At 73.5% G+C, this 16,828-nt stretch carries 18 protein-coding genes; 9 read left to right on the top strand and 9 right to left on the bottom strand.

The window, feature by feature from the left end; all coding sequences use genetic code 11:
* The first annotated feature begins 41 nt into the window (after positions 1 to 41).
* Together ACTVZO_RS11595 and ACTVZO_RS11590 are read left to right on the top strand one after the other, a co-directional pair.
* Complete coding sequence (locus tag ACTVZO_RS11595) at positions 42 to 593, top strand: hypothetical protein (RefSeq protein ID WP_443298300.1); 552 nt, start codon at positions 42 to 44, stop codon at positions 591 to 593.
* Positions 594 to 876: 283 nt separating this feature from the next.
* Positions 877 to 1,605 (top strand): class I SAM-dependent methyltransferase, encoded by a 729-nt coding sequence (locus ACTVZO_RS11590; RefSeq protein WP_443298299.1) that lies wholly within the window; start codon positions 877 to 879, stop codon positions 1,603 to 1,605.
* A gap of 36 nt (positions 1,606 to 1,641) precedes the next feature.
* On the opposite strand, the gene ACTVZO_RS11585 is transcribed toward ACTVZO_RS11590, so the two are convergent.
* On the bottom strand, positions 1,642 to 2,628 hold the full coding sequence (locus ACTVZO_RS11585) for an acyl-CoA dehydrogenase family protein (RefSeq protein WP_443298298.1): 987 nt from the start codon (positions 2,626 to 2,628) through the stop codon (positions 1,642 to 1,644).
* Positions 2,628 to 3,773: an acyl-CoA dehydrogenase family protein gene (locus tag ACTVZO_RS11580; protein WP_443298297.1), complete on the bottom strand. Its 1,146-nt coding sequence runs from the start codon at positions 3,771 to 3,773 to the stop codon at positions 2,628 to 2,630. Before ACTVZO_RS11580 ends, ACTVZO_RS11585 begins: the two co-directional genes overlap by 1 nt.
* Before the next feature lie 106 nt (positions 3,774 to 3,879).
* Between ACTVZO_RS11580 and ACTVZO_RS11575 the strand changes: the two genes are divergently transcribed.
* The 5 genes from ACTVZO_RS11575 (at position 3,880) to ACTVZO_RS11555 (ending at position 8,723) form a co-directional block, all read left to right on the top strand.
* On the top strand, positions 3,880 to 4,662 hold the full coding sequence (locus tag ACTVZO_RS11575; RefSeq protein WP_443298296.1) for an SDR family oxidoreductase: 783 nt from the start codon (positions 3,880 to 3,882) through the stop codon (positions 4,660 to 4,662).
* Positions 4,663 to 4,677: 15 nt separating this feature from the next.
* Positions 4,678 to 5,328 (top strand): TetR/AcrR family transcriptional regulator, encoded by a 651-nt coding sequence (locus ACTVZO_RS11570; RefSeq protein WP_443298295.1) that lies wholly within the window; start codon positions 4,678 to 4,680, stop codon positions 5,326 to 5,328.
* Between the two features lie 17 nt (positions 5,329 to 5,345).
* On the top strand, positions 5,346 to 6,503 hold the full coding sequence (locus tag ACTVZO_RS11565; RefSeq protein ID WP_443298294.1) for an acetyl-CoA C-acetyltransferase: 1,158 nt from the start codon (positions 5,346 to 5,348) through the stop codon (positions 6,501 to 6,503).
* A gap of 238 nt (positions 6,504 to 6,741) precedes the next feature.
* Positions 6,742 to 6,945: a cold-shock protein gene (locus ACTVZO_RS11560; RefSeq protein ID WP_030028954.1), complete on the top strand. Its 204-nt coding sequence runs from the start codon at positions 6,742 to 6,744 to the stop codon at positions 6,943 to 6,945.
* Positions 6,946 to 7,046: 101 nt separating this feature from the next.
* The gene (locus ACTVZO_RS11555; RefSeq protein ID WP_443298293.1) at positions 7,047 to 8,723 is read left to right on the top strand and encodes a DEAD/DEAH box helicase; all 1,677 of its coding nucleotides are present in this window, start codon (positions 7,047 to 7,049) and stop codon (positions 8,721 to 8,723) included.
* Between the two features lie 83 nt (positions 8,724 to 8,806).
* Here the strand turns inward: ACTVZO_RS11555 and ACTVZO_RS11550 are convergent, their stop codons facing one another.
* The 5 genes from ACTVZO_RS11550 to ACTVZO_RS11530 are packed head-to-tail and all read right to left on the bottom strand — an operon-like array spanning position 8,807 to position 13,236.
* Entirely contained in the window at positions 8,807 to 9,739 is a 933-nt protein-coding gene (locus tag ACTVZO_RS11550) for a tyrosine-protein phosphatase (RefSeq protein WP_443298292.1), read from the bottom strand.
* A 30-nt stretch (positions 9,740 to 9,769) separates the two neighbouring features.
* Positions 9,770 to 10,843 carry an NAD(P)H-dependent flavin oxidoreductase gene (locus ACTVZO_RS11545; RefSeq protein WP_443298291.1) on the bottom strand — a complete coding sequence of 358 codons (1,074 nt, stop codon included), beginning with the start codon at positions 10,841 to 10,843 and terminating at the stop codon, positions 9,770 to 9,772.
* Between the two features lie 49 nt (positions 10,844 to 10,892).
* Positions 10,893 to 11,639 carry a CoA-transferase subunit beta gene (locus tag ACTVZO_RS11540; RefSeq protein WP_443298290.1) on the bottom strand — a complete coding sequence of 249 codons (747 nt, stop codon included), beginning with the start codon at positions 11,637 to 11,639 and terminating at the stop codon, positions 10,893 to 10,895.
* Complete coding sequence (locus ACTVZO_RS11535; RefSeq protein WP_443298289.1) at positions 11,636 to 12,490, bottom strand: CoA transferase subunit A; 855 nt, start codon at positions 12,488 to 12,490, stop codon at positions 11,636 to 11,638. The genes ACTVZO_RS11540 and ACTVZO_RS11535 overlap by 4 nt, the downstream gene beginning before the upstream one ends.
* The gene (locus ACTVZO_RS11530) at positions 12,487 to 13,236 is read right to left on the bottom strand and encodes an enoyl-CoA hydratase family protein (protein ID WP_443298288.1); all 750 of its coding nucleotides are present in this window, start codon (positions 13,234 to 13,236) and stop codon (positions 12,487 to 12,489) included. The genes ACTVZO_RS11535 and ACTVZO_RS11530 overlap by 4 nt, the downstream gene beginning before the upstream one ends.
* A gap of 56 nt (positions 13,237 to 13,292) precedes the next feature.
* Between ACTVZO_RS11530 and ACTVZO_RS11525 the strand changes: the two genes are divergently transcribed.
* Both ACTVZO_RS11525 and ACTVZO_RS11520 read left to right on the top strand, forming a co-directional pair.
* Positions 13,293 to 14,057: an SDR family oxidoreductase gene (locus ACTVZO_RS11525; protein WP_443298287.1), complete on the top strand. Its 765-nt coding sequence runs from the start codon at positions 13,293 to 13,295 to the stop codon at positions 14,055 to 14,057.
* 1 nt (position 14,058) lies between these two features.
* A complete protein-coding gene (locus ACTVZO_RS11520; protein ID WP_443298286.1) occupies positions 14,059 to 14,973 on the top strand; it encodes an SDR family oxidoreductase in 915 nt (304 codons plus the stop codon).
* Between the two features lie 67 nt (positions 14,974 to 15,040).
* On the opposite strand, the gene ACTVZO_RS11515 is transcribed toward ACTVZO_RS11520, so the two are convergent.
* Both ACTVZO_RS11515 and ACTVZO_RS11510 read right to left on the bottom strand, forming a co-directional pair.
* Entirely contained in the window at positions 15,041 to 15,733 is a 693-nt protein-coding gene (locus ACTVZO_RS11515) for an HAD family acid phosphatase (protein ID WP_443298285.1), read from the bottom strand.
* Positions 15,734 to 15,898: 165 nt separating this feature from the next.
* Positions 15,899 to 16,789 (bottom strand): hypothetical protein, encoded by an 891-nt coding sequence (locus ACTVZO_RS11510; protein ID WP_443298284.1) that lies wholly within the window; start codon positions 16,787 to 16,789, stop codon positions 15,899 to 15,901.
* Positions 16,790 to 16,828: the final 39 nt, after the last annotated feature.

Here is a 16,828-nt window from a genome sequence, read left to right as displayed (position 1 = left end):
GCGGCCGTGCCCGCACCGCATGGGCCGGGCATGATGTGTCCATGCCTGCACTGACGCGGCGGCTCGGCGGCGCACTGCTCCGCAACTGCCTCCTGCTGACAGCCGAGTTCGGAGCGATCCTGCTGCTGCGGGGCCCCGAGGGGAGCTGGGTCCCGGTACTGCTGGCGGTCTTCGTCGTCGGCGCGGCCGTACCGCACGGCACCGGCGCGGAGTTCGTGGCCCGCACCGCCCTCGCCTTCGCCGCGGTCGGGGTCGCGGTGCTCGGCGGGATCACCTGGGAGCGGCAGACCCTCCACGACCGCGGCCGCGAGGAGACGGCGGTGGTCGCGGAACGCGCCATGGTGGAGGACGGCTCCGGATACTCCCCGTCCCTGCGGCTGCGCACGGAAGCCGGCCGCGGCCTCCCCGGCCCGGTCTCCCTGGACCTCCCGGTCGGCGCCCGGCTGGCGGTGACCGTGGACCCCGGCGGCCCGGTCTGGTCCCTCGGCACGCGCCCGTCCGAACCGCTCCGGCAGGCGGCGGGCACCGGCGCGCTCCTCCTCTTCCAGACGGCCGCCCTCGCCCGGCTCTCCCTGCGCCGCCCCCGCGACTGACCCGGCCCGGCGGGCTACTTGATCGTGTACGAGCAGCCCTTGGCGTCGGTGACGCCGTCGCTCTCCGCGACCTTCTTGCCGTCGACCTTGATGACGCGAGGCGCCTGCTGGAGCTTCCCGTCGGCGCCGGTGACCGTGCCCGGACCACGTTCACCAGGTAGCCCACCTTCTGCTCGGCCGCGGTGAGTTCGACCGTGCCGGATTTAGTCCACGGCAGGGTCTGCTGCTCGAAGCCGCTGCCGACGCCGCTGTACATGACCGCCGTCTCGCAAACAATGGCCGCATGACGAAACGCGCCCGGTCCTTCGACGCCGCCGCCGCGCTGTACGCCGCGAACCGGCCCGGCTATCCCCCCGCCCTGTTCGACGCCGTCGAGGAGCTCGCCGGGCGCCCGCTCGCCGGGGCGCGGGTGGCCGACGTCGGGGCGGGGACCGGGATCGCCAGCGGGCTGATGCGGGACCGCGGGGCCGAGGTCGTCGCCGTGGAGCCGGGGGACGGGATGGCCGCCGAGTTCCGGCGGGCCCACCCGGGGATCCCGGTCGTGCGCGGGGACGGCGACCGGCTGCCGCTGGCGGACGCCGCCTTCGACTTCCTCACCTACGCCCAGGCCTGGCACTGGACCGACCCCGCGCGCTCCGTCCCCGAGGCCCGCCGGGTGCTGCGCCCCGGCGGCGCGCTCGCCCTGTGGTGGAACGACCTGGACCTCTCCGTGCCGTGGATCGCCGCGCAGCGCGCCCGGATCGGCGAGCGCACCGAGGCGATCGGGCTGCCCCCGCGCGAATCCCCGGACGGGCTCGGCCTCACCACCCGGGAGGTCCGCTGGTCGCGGCGGATCCCGCTCGACCGCCACCTCGCCAACCAGGCCAGCCACTCCGCCTTCCTCCTCCTCGGCGAGGCCGGCACCCGCGCGTTCACGGCGGCCGAGCGGGAGCGGCTGCTGGCCCTCTTCCCCGGCGGAACGGTCGAGGAGTCCTACGTCGTCACCCTGCGCGTGGCCCGGCTCGGCGGGTGACGGCGCGCCGCGAACGACGGCCCCGGCCCGCCCCCGCTATCGCCCCCGCGCCTCGAGGACCGCCGCCCGGCAGGCCGAGGGCGTGCCCCACGCGTCCCGCAGCGGGCGGGCCTTGCGCAGCCACAGCGACAGGTCCAGCTCCTCCGTGTAGCCGACCGCCCCGTGCAGCTGGAGGGCCGTCCCCGCCGCCGCGTACGCCGCCTCGCCCGCCGTGAGCTTCGCCGCGGCCACGTCCCCCGGGTCCGTCGACAGCGCTGCCGCCCACAGCAGGGGCCGGGCGAACTCCAGCCCCAGCAGGGTGTCCGCCAGCCGGTGCTTGACCGCCTGGAAGGACCCGATCGGCGCGCCGAACTGCGTGCGCTGCTTCGCGTACTGCACCGTGGCGGCCAGCAGGGCCTCGCCGACCCCCAGGCACTGGGCCGCCGTCAGCAGCCGCGCCCAGCGGGCGGCCGTGTCCGCCGCCGCCGTCACGGACGGCCCCGAGGCGAGGAGCTCCCCGCCCGCCGGGACCGAGAGCCGGCGGGCCGGGTCCAGCGAGGCCAGCACCGCGCCGTCCGCCGCGCCCCGCGACAGGCGGAGCTCGCCCGCCGCCGACACCGTGAAGCAGTACGTCGCCGCGTCCGCGTCCAGGGCGTACGCACCGCCGCCCGGCAGCGTCAGCGTCGCCGAGGTCTCGCCCGCGACCAGCCCCGGCAGGAACCGTTTCGCCGGCCCCTGGTCCCCCAGCTCGGAGAGGAGCACCGACGCGGCCGCCGTCTCCACCAGCGGCCCCGGCACCCCGGCCCGCCCCAGCTCCACGAACCCGAGGGACAGCTCGACCGGCAGCAGGCCCGCCCCGTCCCAGTCCTCCGGCGCGGCCAGGGCGAACAGGCCGGTCCCGGCCAGCCGCGACCACAGCGCGCGCCCGGGCCCGTACGCGCCGCCCGCCCAGGCCCGTACGGCGGCCGGCACGTCCGCCGCGCCCAGCAGCGAGCGCAGCGTGCGCGCGAAGTCCGACTGCTCGTCGGTCGGCAGGAAGCGCATCAGCGGCGGCCCTTCGGAAGGCCGAGCAGCCGCTCGGCGATGATGTCGCGCTGGATCTCGTTGGTCCCCGCGTAGATGGGGCCGGCCAGCGAGAAGACCCACGGTTCGGCCCACGCGCCCTCCGCGAGCTCCGCGTCCGCGCCCAGCAGGTCCAGCGCCGTCTCGTGCAGGGCGATGTCGTACTGCGACCAGAACACCTTGTTCAGACTGGACTCGGCGCCGATCGAGGCGCCCGCCGCGAAGCGCGCGGCGCCGGCCCACGTGAACAGCTCGTAGGCGCGCGCCCCGACCACCGCGTCCGCCACCCGGTCGCGCAGCGCGGTGTCGGACCGGTCCCCGGCCGACTCCCACAACGCGACCAGACGGTCCGCCGCCGCCAGGAACCGGCCGGGGGAGCGCAGCGTCAGCCCCCGCTCGTTGCCCGTCGTCGACATCGCGATCCGCCAGCCCTGCCCCGGCTCGCCGATCACGTCCGCGTCCGGTACGAACACCTCGTCCAGGAAGAGCTCCGCGAAGGCGGGCTTGCCGTCCAGCCGGCCGATGGGCCGCACCGTCACCCCCGGCGCCCGCAGGTCGAACATCAGATACGTCAGCCCCTGGTGCGGCCTGGGCGCGTCCGGGTCCGTGCGGAAGAGGCCGAAGGCGCGGTCCGCGAAGGCCGCCCGCGAGGACCAGGTCTTCTGCCCGGACAGCAGCCAGCCGCCCCCGGTGCGCACCGCCCGGGAGGTGAGCGAGGCCAGGTCGGAGCCGGACTCGGGCTCCGACCAGGCCTGCGCCCAGATCACCTCGCCGCTCGCCATCGACGGCAGCACCCGCGCCCGCTGCTCCTCGTTCGCGTGGTCGAAGAGGGTGGGGGCGAGGAGGCTGATGCCGTTCTGCGAGACGCGGCCGGGCGCGCCCGCCGCCCAGTACTCCTCCTCGAACACCAGCCACGTGACCAGGTCCACGCCCCGGCCCCCGTACCGCTCGGGCCAGGAGACCGCCGACCAGCGGTCCGCGTGCAGCAGCCCCTCCCACTCCCGGTGCGCCGCGAAGCCCTCCGCCGTCTCCAGCGAGGGCAGCGGGGACGCGGGGACGTGGTCGGCCAGCCAGGCCCGGGCCTCGGCCCGGAAGGCCGCCACCTCCGCCGTCTGGGTGAGGTCCATCGGGTGCCCGCCTCCTTGGAACGCCTTCACGGAACGCCTTCGCGCGCTTCCCTAACAAGTGTTTGGTAGGTTAACGTACGGCCATGAGCAGCGTCGAGGAGTTCGCATGAACGAGCCCCGGTACACCGCCGGCCACCACCTGCTGAAGGACCGCACCGCCGTCATCACCGCCGCCGCCGGGGCCGGGATCGGCGGCGCCACCGCCCGCCGCTTCCTGGAGGAGGGCGCCCGGATCGTCATCGGCGACGCCCACGTCCGCCGCCTCAAGGAGACCGAGGACGCGCTCGCGGCCGAATTCGGGGCCGGCCGCGTCACCTCCCTGCCCTGCGACGTCACCGACGAGGAACAGGTACGGGCCCTCTTCGCACACGCCGAGCAGACCCACGGCGGCCTCGACATCGTCGTCAACAACGCGGGCCTCGGCGGCACCGCCGACCTCGTCGACATGACCGACGAGCAGTGGTCCCGCGTCCTCGACGTCACCCTGAACGGCACCTTCCGCTGCACCCGCGCCGCGCTGCGCTCCCTGAAGGCGGCCGGCCGGGGCGGGGTCGTCGTCAACAACGCGTCCGTCGTCGGCTGGCGCGCCCAGACCGGCCAGGCCCACTACGCCGCCGCCAAGGCCGGCGTCATGGCCCTGACCCGCTGCGCGGCACTGGAGGCCGCCGCGTTCGGCGTACGGGTCAACGCCGTCGCACCGAGTCTGGCGATGCACCCGCACCTGGTGAAGGTGACCAGCGAGGAACTGCTCACCGAACTCACCGCCCGCGAGGCCTTCGGCCGGTACGCCGAGCCCTGGGAGGTCGCCAACGTCATCGTCTTCCTGGCCAGCGGCTACTCGTCGTACATGACGGGCGAAACCGTCTCGGTCAGCAGCCAGCGAAGCTAGCCGCACAATGGGCGCGTGCCTACGAACAAGTCGACGAACCAGCCGACGGCCGACCCGGCCCCGAAGAAGAAGCCGCAGGTGACGCCCTCGCCCGAGCGACGCCGGGAGCTCCTCGGCACGGCGGCCGAGGTCTTCGCCGCCCAGGGTTACAACGCCACCACCGTCCGCAAGATCGCCGACGCCGCCGGGATGCTCGCCGGCAGCCTCTACTACCACTTCGATTCCAAGGAATCGATGCTCGACGAGATCCTCTCCGCCTTCCTCACCGAGCTCTGGCAGGGGTACGACACCGTCCTGGCCGCCGGGCTCGGCCCCAGGGAGACCATCGAGGCCCTGGTCACCGAGTCCTTCCGGGAGATCGACCGGCACCGCGCCGCCGTCGCGATCTACCAGAAGGAGTCCCGCACCCTCTCCGCGCAGCCCCGCTTCCACTACCTCTCCGACTCGCAGCAGAAGTTCGAGAAGGCCTGGCTGGGGACGCTGGAGCGGGGGGTCGCCGCGCGGGTCTTCCGCGCCGACCTCGACATCCGCCTCACCTACCGCTTCGTACGCGACACGGTGTGGGTGGCGGCCTCCTGGTACCGGCCGGGCGGCCAGCACAGCCCCGAGGAGATCGCCCGGCAGTACCTGTCGATGGTGCTGGACGGGATCGCCGTACGCCCCTGAACCGTCAAGGAGTCGCCATGCCCGAGGCCTACATAGTCGAAGCGGTCCGCACCCCGGTGGGGAGGCGGGGCGGCGGCCTGTCCCACGTCCACCCCGCCGACCTGGGCGCGCACGTCCTCACCGCGCTCGTCGAGCGGTCCGGGGTGGACCCGGCCGCCGTGGAGGACGTGGTGTTCGGCTGCCTCGACACGGTGGGTCCGCAGGCCGGGGACATCGCCCGCACGGCGTGGCTGGCGGCCGGGCTGCCCGAAGAGGTGCCGGGAGTCACCATCGACCGCCAGTGCGGCTCCTCGCAGCAGGCGGTGCACTTCGCGGCGCAGGGCGTGCTCTCCGGCACCCAGGACCTGGTGGTCGCGGGCGGCACCCAGAACATGTCGATGATCCCCATCGCCTTCGCCTCCCGCCAGGCCGCCGAGCCGCTCGGCCTCACCGAGGGCCCGTACGCGGGATCGGACGGCTGGCGGGCCCGGTACGGCGACGCCCCGGTGAACCAGTTCCACGGCGCGCAGCTGATCGCGGAGAAGTGGGGGATCTCGCGCCGCGACATGGAGGAGTTCGCGCTCCGGTCCCACCAGCGGGCGGTCCGCGCGGTCGACGAGGGACGTTTCGCCCGCGAGACGGCCGCGTACGGGGACATGACGGCCGACGAGGGCCCCCGCCGGGACACCACCCTGGAGAAGATGGCGGGCCTGAAGCCCGTGGTCGAGGGCGGCACCATCACCGCGGCCGTCTCCTCCCAGGTCTCGGACGGCGCGGCGGCGATGCTGATCGCCTCCGAGCGGGCCGTACGCGAACACGGCCTGCGCCCGCGCGCCCGGATCCACCACCTCTCGGTCCGCGGCGAGGACCCCATCCGCATGCTGTCGGCGCCGATCCCGGCCACCGCCTACGCCCTGAAGAAGACCGGCATGACCCTGGCCGACATCGACCTCGTGGAGATCAACGAGGCCTTCGCCCCGGTGGTCCTAGCCTGGCTGAAGGAGACCGGGGCCGACCCGGACAAGGTCAACGTCAACGGCGGCGCGATCGCCCTCGGTCACCCGCTCGGCGCGACCGGCGTGCGGCTGATGACGACGCTGCTGCACGAACTGGAGCGCACCGGGGGCCGGTTCGGGCTCCAGACCATGTGCGAGGGCGGCGGCCAGGCCAACGTGACGATCATCGAGCGGCTGTAGATCCGCTGGAGTCGGGCCCGGACCGGACGGGGGAGGAACCGGGCCCGGCGGACATCCGGGACACAGGTCACATCCGCTGATCGACACGGACGCACCGAGGTGTGCTAGCTTAGAGCTCGTTGCAGTTGTGGTACCCATGAACTTTATGTGCGCCTGACGGGAATGTTCCTCAGGCGCTTTTATTGTTTTTGCCGGAGTCTCCGGATGGGGCCCTTGCCGCCTATTCAGGAGATTCAAAATGGCACTTGGCACCGTGAAGTGGTTCAACTCGGAAAAGGGCTTCGGCTTCATCGAGCAGGACGGTGGCGGTCCGGACGTGTTCGCCCACTACTCGAACATCGCCACCCAGGGCTTCCGTGAGCTCACCGAGGGCCAGCGCGTGTCCTTCGACGTCACCCAGGGCCAGAAGGGCCCCCAGGCGGAGAACATCATCCCCGCCTAAGTTTTCCAGCATGCCGGGGTCCGCACCGCGAGGTGCGGGCCCCGGCTTGTCTGCTGTCTCGACCTTTGTTGTACCTGCCGGTTTCAGGAGGGCTTTCTCGCATGACCAGCTCCAGCTCCGCACGACCCAGCCGCCGCCCCACCCGGGGTCGAGGTGCGGCTCAGGGACGTCCGAAGGCTGGCGCGGGACGGCAGAAGTCCGCCCCCGCACCCCGGCCCCAGGAATTCACCATGCCCGAGCCGACCGAGCCGGCGCTGGCGCCGGTCGCCGCGTTCGAGGACATGGACATGCCCGAGGCGCTGCTGAAGACCCTCGCCGCCCAGGGCGTCACCGAGCCGTTCCCGATCCAGGCCGCCACGCTGCCGAACTCCCTCGCCGGCCGTGACCTCCTCGGCCGCGGCCGCACCGGCTCCGGCAAGACGCTGGCCTTCGGCCTCGCGCTGCTGGCCCGCACCGCCGGCCACCGCGCGCAGCCCAAGCAGCCGCTCGCCCTGGTCCTCGTACCGACCCGTGAGCTCGCGCAGCAGGTCACCGACGCCCTGGCCCCGTACGCCACGTCCGTCAACCTGCGCATCGCGACCGTCGTCGGCGGCATGTCGATCAACCGGCAGTCCGGCGCCCTGCGCCGCGGCGCCGAGGTGCTCGTCGCCACCCCCGGCCGTCTGAAGGACCTCATCGACCGCGGCGACGCCGACCTCTCCCAGGTCGCGATCACCGTCCTGGACGAGGCCGACCAGATGACCGACATGGGCTTCATGCCGCAGGTCACCGCACTGCTCAAGCAGGTACGGCCCGAGGGCCAGACCATGCTGTTCTCCGCGACGCTCGACAAGAACATCGACAAACTCGTCAAGATGTTCCTGCACGACCCGGTCGGCCACTCCGTCGACCCGTCGGCCGGCGCCGTCACCACCATGGAGCACCACGTCCTGTACGTCATGGACGAGACCGACAAGAAGGCCGTGGCCACGCGCATAGCCGCTCGCGACGGCCGAGTGATCATGTTCGTCGACACCAAGCGCGGGGTCGACCGCATGGTCAAGAAGCTCCTGGCGGACGGCGTGCGCGCCTCCGGCCTGCACGGCGGACGCTCGCAGCCGCAGCGCAACCGGACCCTCGACTGGTTCAAGACCGGCGAGGTCACCGCGCTCGTCGCCACCAACGTCGCGGCGCGCGGCATCCACATCGACGACCTCGACCTCGTCGTCAACGTGGACCCGCCGACCGACCACAAGGACTACCTGCACCGTGGCGGCCGTACCGCCCGCGCGGGCGAGTCCGGCAGCGTGGTCACCCTCGTGCTGCCCGACCAGAAGCGCGACATGACCCGTCTCATGTCGGACGCCGGGATCTCCCCGCGCACCGCGCAGATCAAGTCCTCCGACGAGGAGCTGGCCCGCCTGACCGGCGCCAAGGAGCCCTCGGGCATCCCGGTGGTCCTCGAGGTGCCGCAGCCCGCCGCGCCCAAGCAGCGCTCCGGCTCCGGTGCGGGCTCGGGCTCCGGCCCGCGCCGCCGCTCGGGCGGTCCCCGTACCGGCTCCGCCACGGGCGGCGCCCCCGCGGCCGGCGGCCGCGGCCGCCGCTCCGGTGGCGGCTCCGGGCAGGCCCCCGCGGCCTCCGGTTCGGGCCAGGCCCGTCGCGGCCAGGGCGGCGGCGGGGCCGGCGGCTCCGCCGGACAGGGCCGGCGCACCGGTGGCGGCGCCTCCGGTGGCGCGGCCGCCGCGTCCGCCCGCAGCCGGGTCGGCTCCGGCGGCCAGGGCCGCCGCCGCGCGGTCTGACCGTACGCGTACACCCCTGCGCCGGGCCGTGCTTCCCGCACGGCCCGGCGCAGTCGTGTTCCCGCCGGTGAATCGTGTGCCCGCTAGCGCACCATCTTCTTCTGGAGCCGCGCCAGCGTCCGCAGGTCCAGGCCGAGCCCGTCCGTCAGGTAGCCGTAGAAGCCGCCGTAGTCGGCCTCCAGCTGGGCCGTCGCGGACTCCAGGTAGTCCTGGCGGACCTCCTGCAGCGGGATCAGCAGGTCCGGGTTCTGCATCCGCCCGGACTGCTTGAGCCCCGCCCGCAGCTGGGCGTCGTACGCGGCGCGGAAGGTGTTCGACGCCAGGTAGTCGCGCTCCGCCGAGGACTCGGGCACGGCCAGCGCACGCAGCAGGACGTAGCTCAGCCAGCCGGTCCGGTCCTTGCCCGAGGTGCAGTGGTACAGCAGCGGGCCCTGCCCGCCGTCCGCGATCTCCCGCAACGTCGCCGCGAACTGCGCCCGGTTCTCGGGGCTGGTCACGAAGGTGCGGTAGATGTCGCGCATGTAGGCCTCGGCGCGGCCGCCGCCGAGCATCTGCTCCTGCTTGACGGGATCGCCGCTGGAGATCGCGCCGACCAGCGTCCCGTACAGGCCGAGGTCGCTGACCGGGCGCGCGGTGGCGAAGAGCCCGGGCGGCAGCTTGTCGGCGCCGTCGTACTGGAGCTCCATCGGGATGCGGAAGTCGACGACCTTCGTGAGGCCCAGACCGGAGACGGTGGTGACGTCCGCGGCGGTCAGCTTGCTCAGTGCGTCGGAACGGTAGACCAGCCCGTGGCGGACCTGCCCGCCGGTGTAGGTGCGGTAGCCGCCGATGTCCCGGACGTTGACGGCTCCCTGGAGGGGGACCTGACGGATCGTTTCAGCCCCCCACGGGTGACCGAAGCCCGCGCTGGACGCGGGCGCCGGAGTGGCGGCGGAGGCGGAGGCTGCGGGCAGGGTCCCGATGGCGAGGGCGGCGGCTGCCGCCGCGGTCGCCAGGCGGATTCGGGCACGGCTCATGGAGTCAACTCCCGTGACGGAGAAGGGGGATCACCCTGGTGGTGGCAGGGTGCGGAGCGAGTGCAGTGCTTCGAGTGCCTGTTGTGCCTCGGCCATGACGCGGGAGACGAGCTCCGCACAGGACGGGAGATCCTCGATCACGCCCGCGACCTGGCCCGATGCCATGACGCCGAGGTCCGTACGGCCCTCGACCATGGACGCCTTGAGGAGCATGGGGGTGTTCGCGGCGAGCAGCACCTGGCTCCAGGACAGGTCCTTGCCGTGCTTCATCGCCAGACCGTCGCGCACCATCTGCGGCCAGCCCAGACCGGACAGCTTCCGGAAGCCCGCCGCGTGCCGGACCGCCCGCGCCAGCGCCCGCGCCCGGCCGGCCCGCTCCAGGGAGTCGACCAGCTCCGTGCGCAGCATCCGGTGCGGCAGCCCGTCGACCGCCGTGGTGACGGTGACGTCCTTGACCGTGGCCTTCAGGTACTCGGCCTTGACCGCGTCCGGGACGGTGGAGTCCGAGGTCAGCAGGAAGCGGGTGCCCATCGCGATGCCGGCCGCCCCGTACGCCAGCGCCGCGACCAGACCGCGGCCGTCGGCGAAACCGCCCGCAGCGACCACCGGGATGTCCACGGCGTCCACGACCTGGGGCAGCAGCACCGTCGTGGCCACGTCCCCGGTGTGCCCGCCGCCCTCCCCGCCCTGCACGATCACCGCGTCGGCGCCCCACGCGGCCACCTTCTCGGCGTGCCGCCGGGCCCCGATCGAGGGGATGACGACCACCCCCGCGTCCCTGAGCCGCGCGATCAGCTCCCTGGACGGCGCGAGGGCGAACGACGCCACCCGCACCCCCTCGTCGATGATCAGCCGGGCCCGTTCGGCCGCGTCGCCGGCGTCCGCCCGCAGATTGACCCCGAAGGGGGTCCCCTCCGGCACCCGCGACCTGACCTCCCGGACCGCCGACCGCAGCTGGTCCACGGTCATCGTCGCCGAGGCCAGGATCCCCAGGGCCCCCGCGTTGGCCGCGGCCGACACCAGCCGGGGGCCCGCGACCCAGCCCATGCCCGTCTGCACGATCGGGTGCGCGACCCCGACCAGCTTCGTGAACGCCGTCTCCATCCGAGGCCCCTCCCCGTGCGGTGTCTGCGTCCGAGCCGTCCCCACCGGATCAGGCCCGCACTTCGCGGTCGCGCAGACCCTCGGGGTCGATGACCTCGCGGATCAGCCGCAGCTCCTCGGCGGTCGGCTCCCGCGTGGACGGGACCTCGCCTTCGACGGCCAGGTCGAAGCCGGTGGCCGCCCGGACCTCGTCGACCCCCACCCCGGGATGGACCGACACCAGGCGCATCGAGTGGCCGGGGCCTGTGAAGTCGAAGACCCCCAGATCGCTCACCACCCGCGGGAGCCGGTGGTAGCGGGTCACCCCGGCCGCCTCGGCCCGGTCGTAGCCGACACCGCTGACCATGTCGACCCGCTCGACGAACACCCGTGTGGAGTGCCTGGGCACCCAGTAGCTCACCGGATTGTTCAGGGTGTTGGCCGGCGCCCCCCGCACTCCCAGCAGCTGGCGGGCGGGCCGCGCCCAGTCGCCGATGCAGGAGATGTTCTGGTTGCCGAAACGGTCGATCTGGCTGGCGCCCATCATCACGTGGCGCCTGCCCCCGGTGACCATGGTCAGATGCCGCCGGTACGGGAGCCACCCCTCGGCCGTGCCGTCGAGTCCGACGAGCATGGCCTCCCCGTCGGTCAGCAGCAGGTCCGGCGAGAAGGTCCGCTTCGCCAGCCGGGCGCCGAAGGAGGGGATCAGGCCCATCGGGCTGGCCAGGATCTCGCCGTTGCCGCGCCAGGCCTCGGCGCACGCGATCACGCAGTACTCGGCCCGGGTGGCCGGGAGAACAAGGGAACGACTGGTCACTGCTGCTGCTCCTCGTGCCAGGTCCGGACGGCGGACTGGTAGTCGTGCTCGCTCGCCCCCGAGAGGAAGCGCTCGGCGAACTCGGGCCAGGGGGTGGTCGCGTACAGCTTCTGGAAGGCCTCGTCCCGGCCGTAGTCGGGGACGCAGGAGGTGAAGTGCGCACCGCCCGGGGTCTCGACGACTCCCGTGACGGAATGGCGGCTGACCAGCAGCGACTGCGGGGGGCCGGCCTTGCCGAGCTCGGCGGTCTCCACGAGCTGCTCGCACGCGACGTACGCGGCGTCGGCCGCCTCGCAGAACAGGTCGTCGAAGTACGGGTCCGGGCCCAGGTACTGGGCGTTGCCGAGGCGGTCGGCGCGGCTCAGGTGGACCAGGGCGGCGTCCATCCGCAGCGCGGGCACGGCGACGAGCTCCTCGCCGTCCCCGTAGGGGGAGGTGACGGTCCGCAGCTCCGGGTTGACCCGCATCACGTCGGAGCCGAGGCCGGCCCGGACGGGAAGGAAGGGAAGCCGGTTGGCGGCGGCGTGCAGGCCCCACATGAACATCGCCTCGTCGAGCTCGGTGAGGGTGAAGGCGGCGCGTTCGCGGGCGGCCCGGAAATGCGGCTCCAGCGGGATCGAGTCGAGCGTGGTGAAGGGGGCGACGAGCCTGCGGATGCGGCCCGCGGCGGCCAGCAGGCCCACGTCGGGGCCGCCGTACGAGATCACCGTGAGATCGGTGATCTCGGACCGGAGCAGCGCTCTCACCAGGGCCATCGGCTTGCGCCGCGAGCCCCAGCCGCCGATGCCGATGGTCATCCCGCTGCGCAGCTGCCCGACCACCTCTTCGGGGGTCATGGTCTTGTCGGTCATGAACTCGCTTCCTTCCCGAAGGTGTCGCGGACCCGGTCGGCGACCCCGCTGAGGTTGGCCTCGAAGGTGAAGCCCTGCTCGAAGCGGTAGCTGCGGCGCACGTCCACCGGGTCGATGCCGTTGATGGCCGCCTTGGCCAGCCGGATCAGGGAGCCGTCCTTGCGGGCGATCTCGGCGGCCAGCTCCAGGGCGGCGTCCCGCAGTTCCGCACGGGGCACCACCCGCCAGACCGAGCCGTGCGCGTGCAGTTCGGCGGCGGTCGCGGTGCGCGAGGTGTAGTACAGCGCGCGCATCAGGTGCTGGGGCACCAGGCGCGCGAGGTGGGTGGCGGCCCCGAGCGCCCCCCGGTCCAGCTCGGGCAGGCCGAAGGTGGCGTCGTCGCTGGCCACGATCGCGTCGGCGTTGCCGGCCAGGCCGATGCCGCCGCCCAGACAGAAGCCGTGCACGGCCGCGACCACCGGCACCTCGCACTCGTACACGGCGGCGAAGGCCTCGTAGCAGCCCCGGTTGGCGCCGATGAGGGCGGTGTGGCCGGTGTCGCGCTGCATCTCCTTGATGTCGACACCCGCGTTGAAGCCCCGGCCCTCGGCGGCGAGGACCACGCAGCGGACCTCGGGGTCGCGGCCGGCGGTCCGCAGGGCGTCGGCGAGGTCGTACCAGCCCTGCACGGGGAGCGCGTTGACGGGTGGGAAGTCGACTGTGACGAGTGTGATGCCCTTGCCCGGGCCGGAGGTGGAGACACCCATGAGAGGATCAGCTACCTTTCCACCAAACATTTGTTAGGTGAGGAAGGTAGCAGCCCATGGAGCTCGACGGGAGGGTCGTCGTCGTCACCGGTGGAACCCGGGGCGTCGGTGCCGGGATCACCCGGTCGTTCCTGGCGGCCGGCGCCGAAGTCGTCGTCTGCGCGCGACGTCCGCCGGAGGAACCCGTGTCGGCGGACGGCCGCACCGCGTCCTTCACCGCCGTCGACCTGCGCGATCCGGCGGCCGTACAGGAGTTCTTCGGGGCGGTCGCCGGCCGGTACGGGCGCCTGGACTGCCTGGTCAACAACGCCGGCGGCACCCCGTACCGGCTGCTGGGGGAGGGTGAGGCGCAGCGGCACGCCAGGGTCGTCGAGCTGAACCTGCTGGCGCCGATGACGGCCTCCCTCGCCGCGTACCCGTGGCTGCGGGACGCGCGCGGCTCGGTGGTCATGATCGGCAGCGTCAGCGGCACCCGGCCCTCGCCCGGCACGGCGGCCTACGGGGCGGCCAAGGCGGGCCTGGAGAACCTGGCCCGCTCCATGGCCGTGGAGTGGGCCCCCGAGGTACGGGTCAACTCGCTGGTCCTGGGCATGGTGCGGACCGAGCTGGCGCACCTGCACTACGGCGACGAGACCGGGATCGCGGCGGTCGGCGCGACCGTACCGCTGGGACGGCTGGCGGAACCCTCGGACGTGGGGGAGGCGGCGGTGTTCCTGGCCTCGGGCCGGGCGGGGTACGTGAGCGGGGCGAGCCTGCTCGTGCACGGGGGCGGCGAGCGCCCCGCGTTTCTGGATGCGGCAACCGTCAACAAGGAGGGCTGAGATGACCCGTATCGCCGAGGGGCGTGTCGTGATCGTGACGGGCGCGGGGCGGGGGCTGGGCCGGGCCCACGCGCTGGCGTTCGCCGAGCAGGGGGCCAAGGTCGTCGTCAACGACCTGGGGGTCGGCCTGGACGGGGTGCCGGGTCCGGAGTCCCCGGCCGGGCGGGTCGTGTCGGAGATCCTGGCGCTGGGCGGGGAGGCGGTGGCGCACGGCGGGGACATCGCGTCGGGCGAGGGGGCGTCCTCGCTGGTGGAGTGCGCGCTCTCGGAGTTCGGACGGCTGGACACGCTGGTCGCCAACGCCGGGTTCCTGCGCGACCGGATGCTGGTGAACCTGGAGGAGGAGGACTGGGACGCCGTCATGCGGGTCCACCTGAAGGGGCACTTCCTGCCGCTGCGGGCGGCCGCCGCGTGGTGGCGCGCCGAGGCGAAGGCCGGCCGGCCGGTGGCCGCGCGGGTGGTCACCACCTCGTCCGGGGCGGGCCTGCTGGGCTCGGTGGGGCAGGGCAACTACAGCGCGGCCAAGGCCGGGATCCTGGGGCTCACGCTGGTCGCGGCCGCGGAGATGGGCCGGTACGGGGTCCAGGTCAACGCGATCGCCCCGGCGGCGCGGACCCGGATGACGGAGCAGACCTTCGCGCAGACCATGGCCGCGCCGGCCGAGGGGGCGTTCGACGCGATGGCCCCGGAGAACGTCTCCCCGCTGGTGGTCTGGCTCGGCTCAGGGGCCTCGGCCGGGGTCACGGGCCGGGTCTTCGAAACGGAGGGCGGCCGGATCACGGTGATGGAGGGCTGGCGGCCGGGCCCCACCGCCGACCGGGGCGCCCGCTGGACCCCGGCCGAGGCGGGCGAGGCCGCGCTGAAGCTCCTCGCGTCCTCGGAGCCGCCGCTGCCGGTGTACGGGGCGGGCGGGTAGGCCGTCCGGCGGTGCCGGGCCGGCCGCGCGGGCTGCGCGTCCGGCCCGTACGTACGGGTGCGGTGGGTCAGGACAGCTTGCCGCCGTAGTCCGGCAGCTTGACGGTGAGCTCCGCGTGGCCGCCCACCAGGTCGCTCTGGTTGTTCCCGATGTTCGCGATGATCGTGTACCCGCGGCCCTCGATCTCGGCGCGCTTGCCGGTCTTGTACGTGCTCACCTCGTGGAAGAGGTCGGGCAGGTCGCGCACGTACAGGCCCGAGACCGGGTAGCCGACCGACTTCAGGTTCCGCTCCGTGAGGGAGTAGATGATCCCGGGCCGGGCGGTGACGAAGAAGATCGCCACCCCGCGCTCGTTCGCGTACCGGGTCAGCTCGCGGACCTTGGAGATCGCGGGGGTCGGGAAGGTCCAGAACCAGTGGAAGTCGGTCTCCAGCGAGCTGTTGTCGATGTCGAGCACGATCGCGGGCCTCTCGCCGGCGGGCGAGGCGGCGATGCGCTGTTCGATCGTCGGGCGGACCGCGTCGATGACGGTGGCGACGTCCCGCTGCCAGGTGGCGTAGTCGATGCCGAGGATGGCCGCGTTGCCGCCGGGCGCCGAGGCCGAAACCGATGCGGTGGCGACGGCGGGGGCCGGCGCCGCCTCGGCGGCGGTGGCGGGCAGCAGGGTCATGACCGCGGCGGCGACGGCCACGCCGGCGGCGGCGGCGGTGCGGGTCGTGCGGGTACGGCGGGTACGGCGGGTACGGCGGGTACTGAGCATGTGGGGGCGCTCCTGTGGTCGCATTTGACATGGACGCGACCAGAATTGGCCAGATCCGCCCCCCATGTCTACTGGCCGGTAGAAAACTTTTTGTGGCCGGGCGGTGAATCGTGATGGATCACGGTGAATCGCCCCGGAGACGAGTGAACTCCCGCCGCACCGGCCCTAGGTGACGCACTCCAGCACCGTGCGGCACAGCCCGCACCGGGCCCTGAGCGGACCCCGTACCGGCAGTCGCAGCCGCTGTCCGCACACCGGGCACGGGAAGCTCACCAGCGGCCCGGACCCGCCGGGCTCGAAGCGGTACGCCGACCCGTCGGCCGGGGGAGCCCCGGTGCGCAGGGCCTTCGCGTACCGGCGCCGGGCCTGGGCGGAGGCGGCGGCGAGCGGGGGCCGGCGCCGTTCCCGCCCGGCCAGGTCGCGGCCGCGCACGTAGGCCTCGTACGCCTGTGGGCTGCTGAACCAGGTGGCGGGGTCCTCGCCGAACAGGTCCGCGCGCCGGGCCAGGACGTAGCCGAACTCCTCCGGGGTGAGGTAGCCGAGCTTCTGGTGGCCGAGCGCGTCCTCGCGGTAGGCGTCGAGCAGCAGCCAGCCGGCGCCGAGGAACGCGGCGGCGGTGTCGGTGAGGATCTCGTTCTCCGCGGTGGTGGGCAGGCGCAGGTCCAGGCGGTGCAGCAGGACGTGGGTCACCTCGTGGGCCAGCGCGGCCGCCAGGTCGCGGCGGTGTGTCCGGAAGCGGTCGTTGACCTCGACGAAGTACTCGGGGCCCGCGGCCAGTTCCACTGTCGCCGCGTCCTTCATCGGCCGGAAGGCGACCACCATGCGCGCGTCGGGCAGCCGCAGCGCGCGCACCATCGCGGAGGCCACCCGGTGGGCGCCCAGGTGCAGGTCCTCGTCCCGGCCGAAGGCCGCGTCCGCCGGGGCGAAGCTCGTGTCGTAGGTCCGGATCCCCTCGGGGGCCAGCCGGCGGAACAGCGCCGTGATCGAGGCGCGGACCGTGTCCAGGTGCGGAAATCCGTGCTCCACCGGGCTGTTGTGCCTGCTGTTCTCCGTCATGCCGCCCCCTGGGCGAAAAGTTGTCCGAAAACACGTTCT

The organism is Streptomyces sp. IBSNAI002 (assembly GCF_052244475.1).
Taxonomy (GTDB): domain Bacteria; phylum Actinomycetota; class Actinomycetes; order Streptomycetales; family Streptomycetaceae; genus Streptomyces.
The sequence above is the reverse complement of the archived record's forward strand: the minus strand, read 5'-3'. Positions and strand labels throughout refer to the sequence as shown.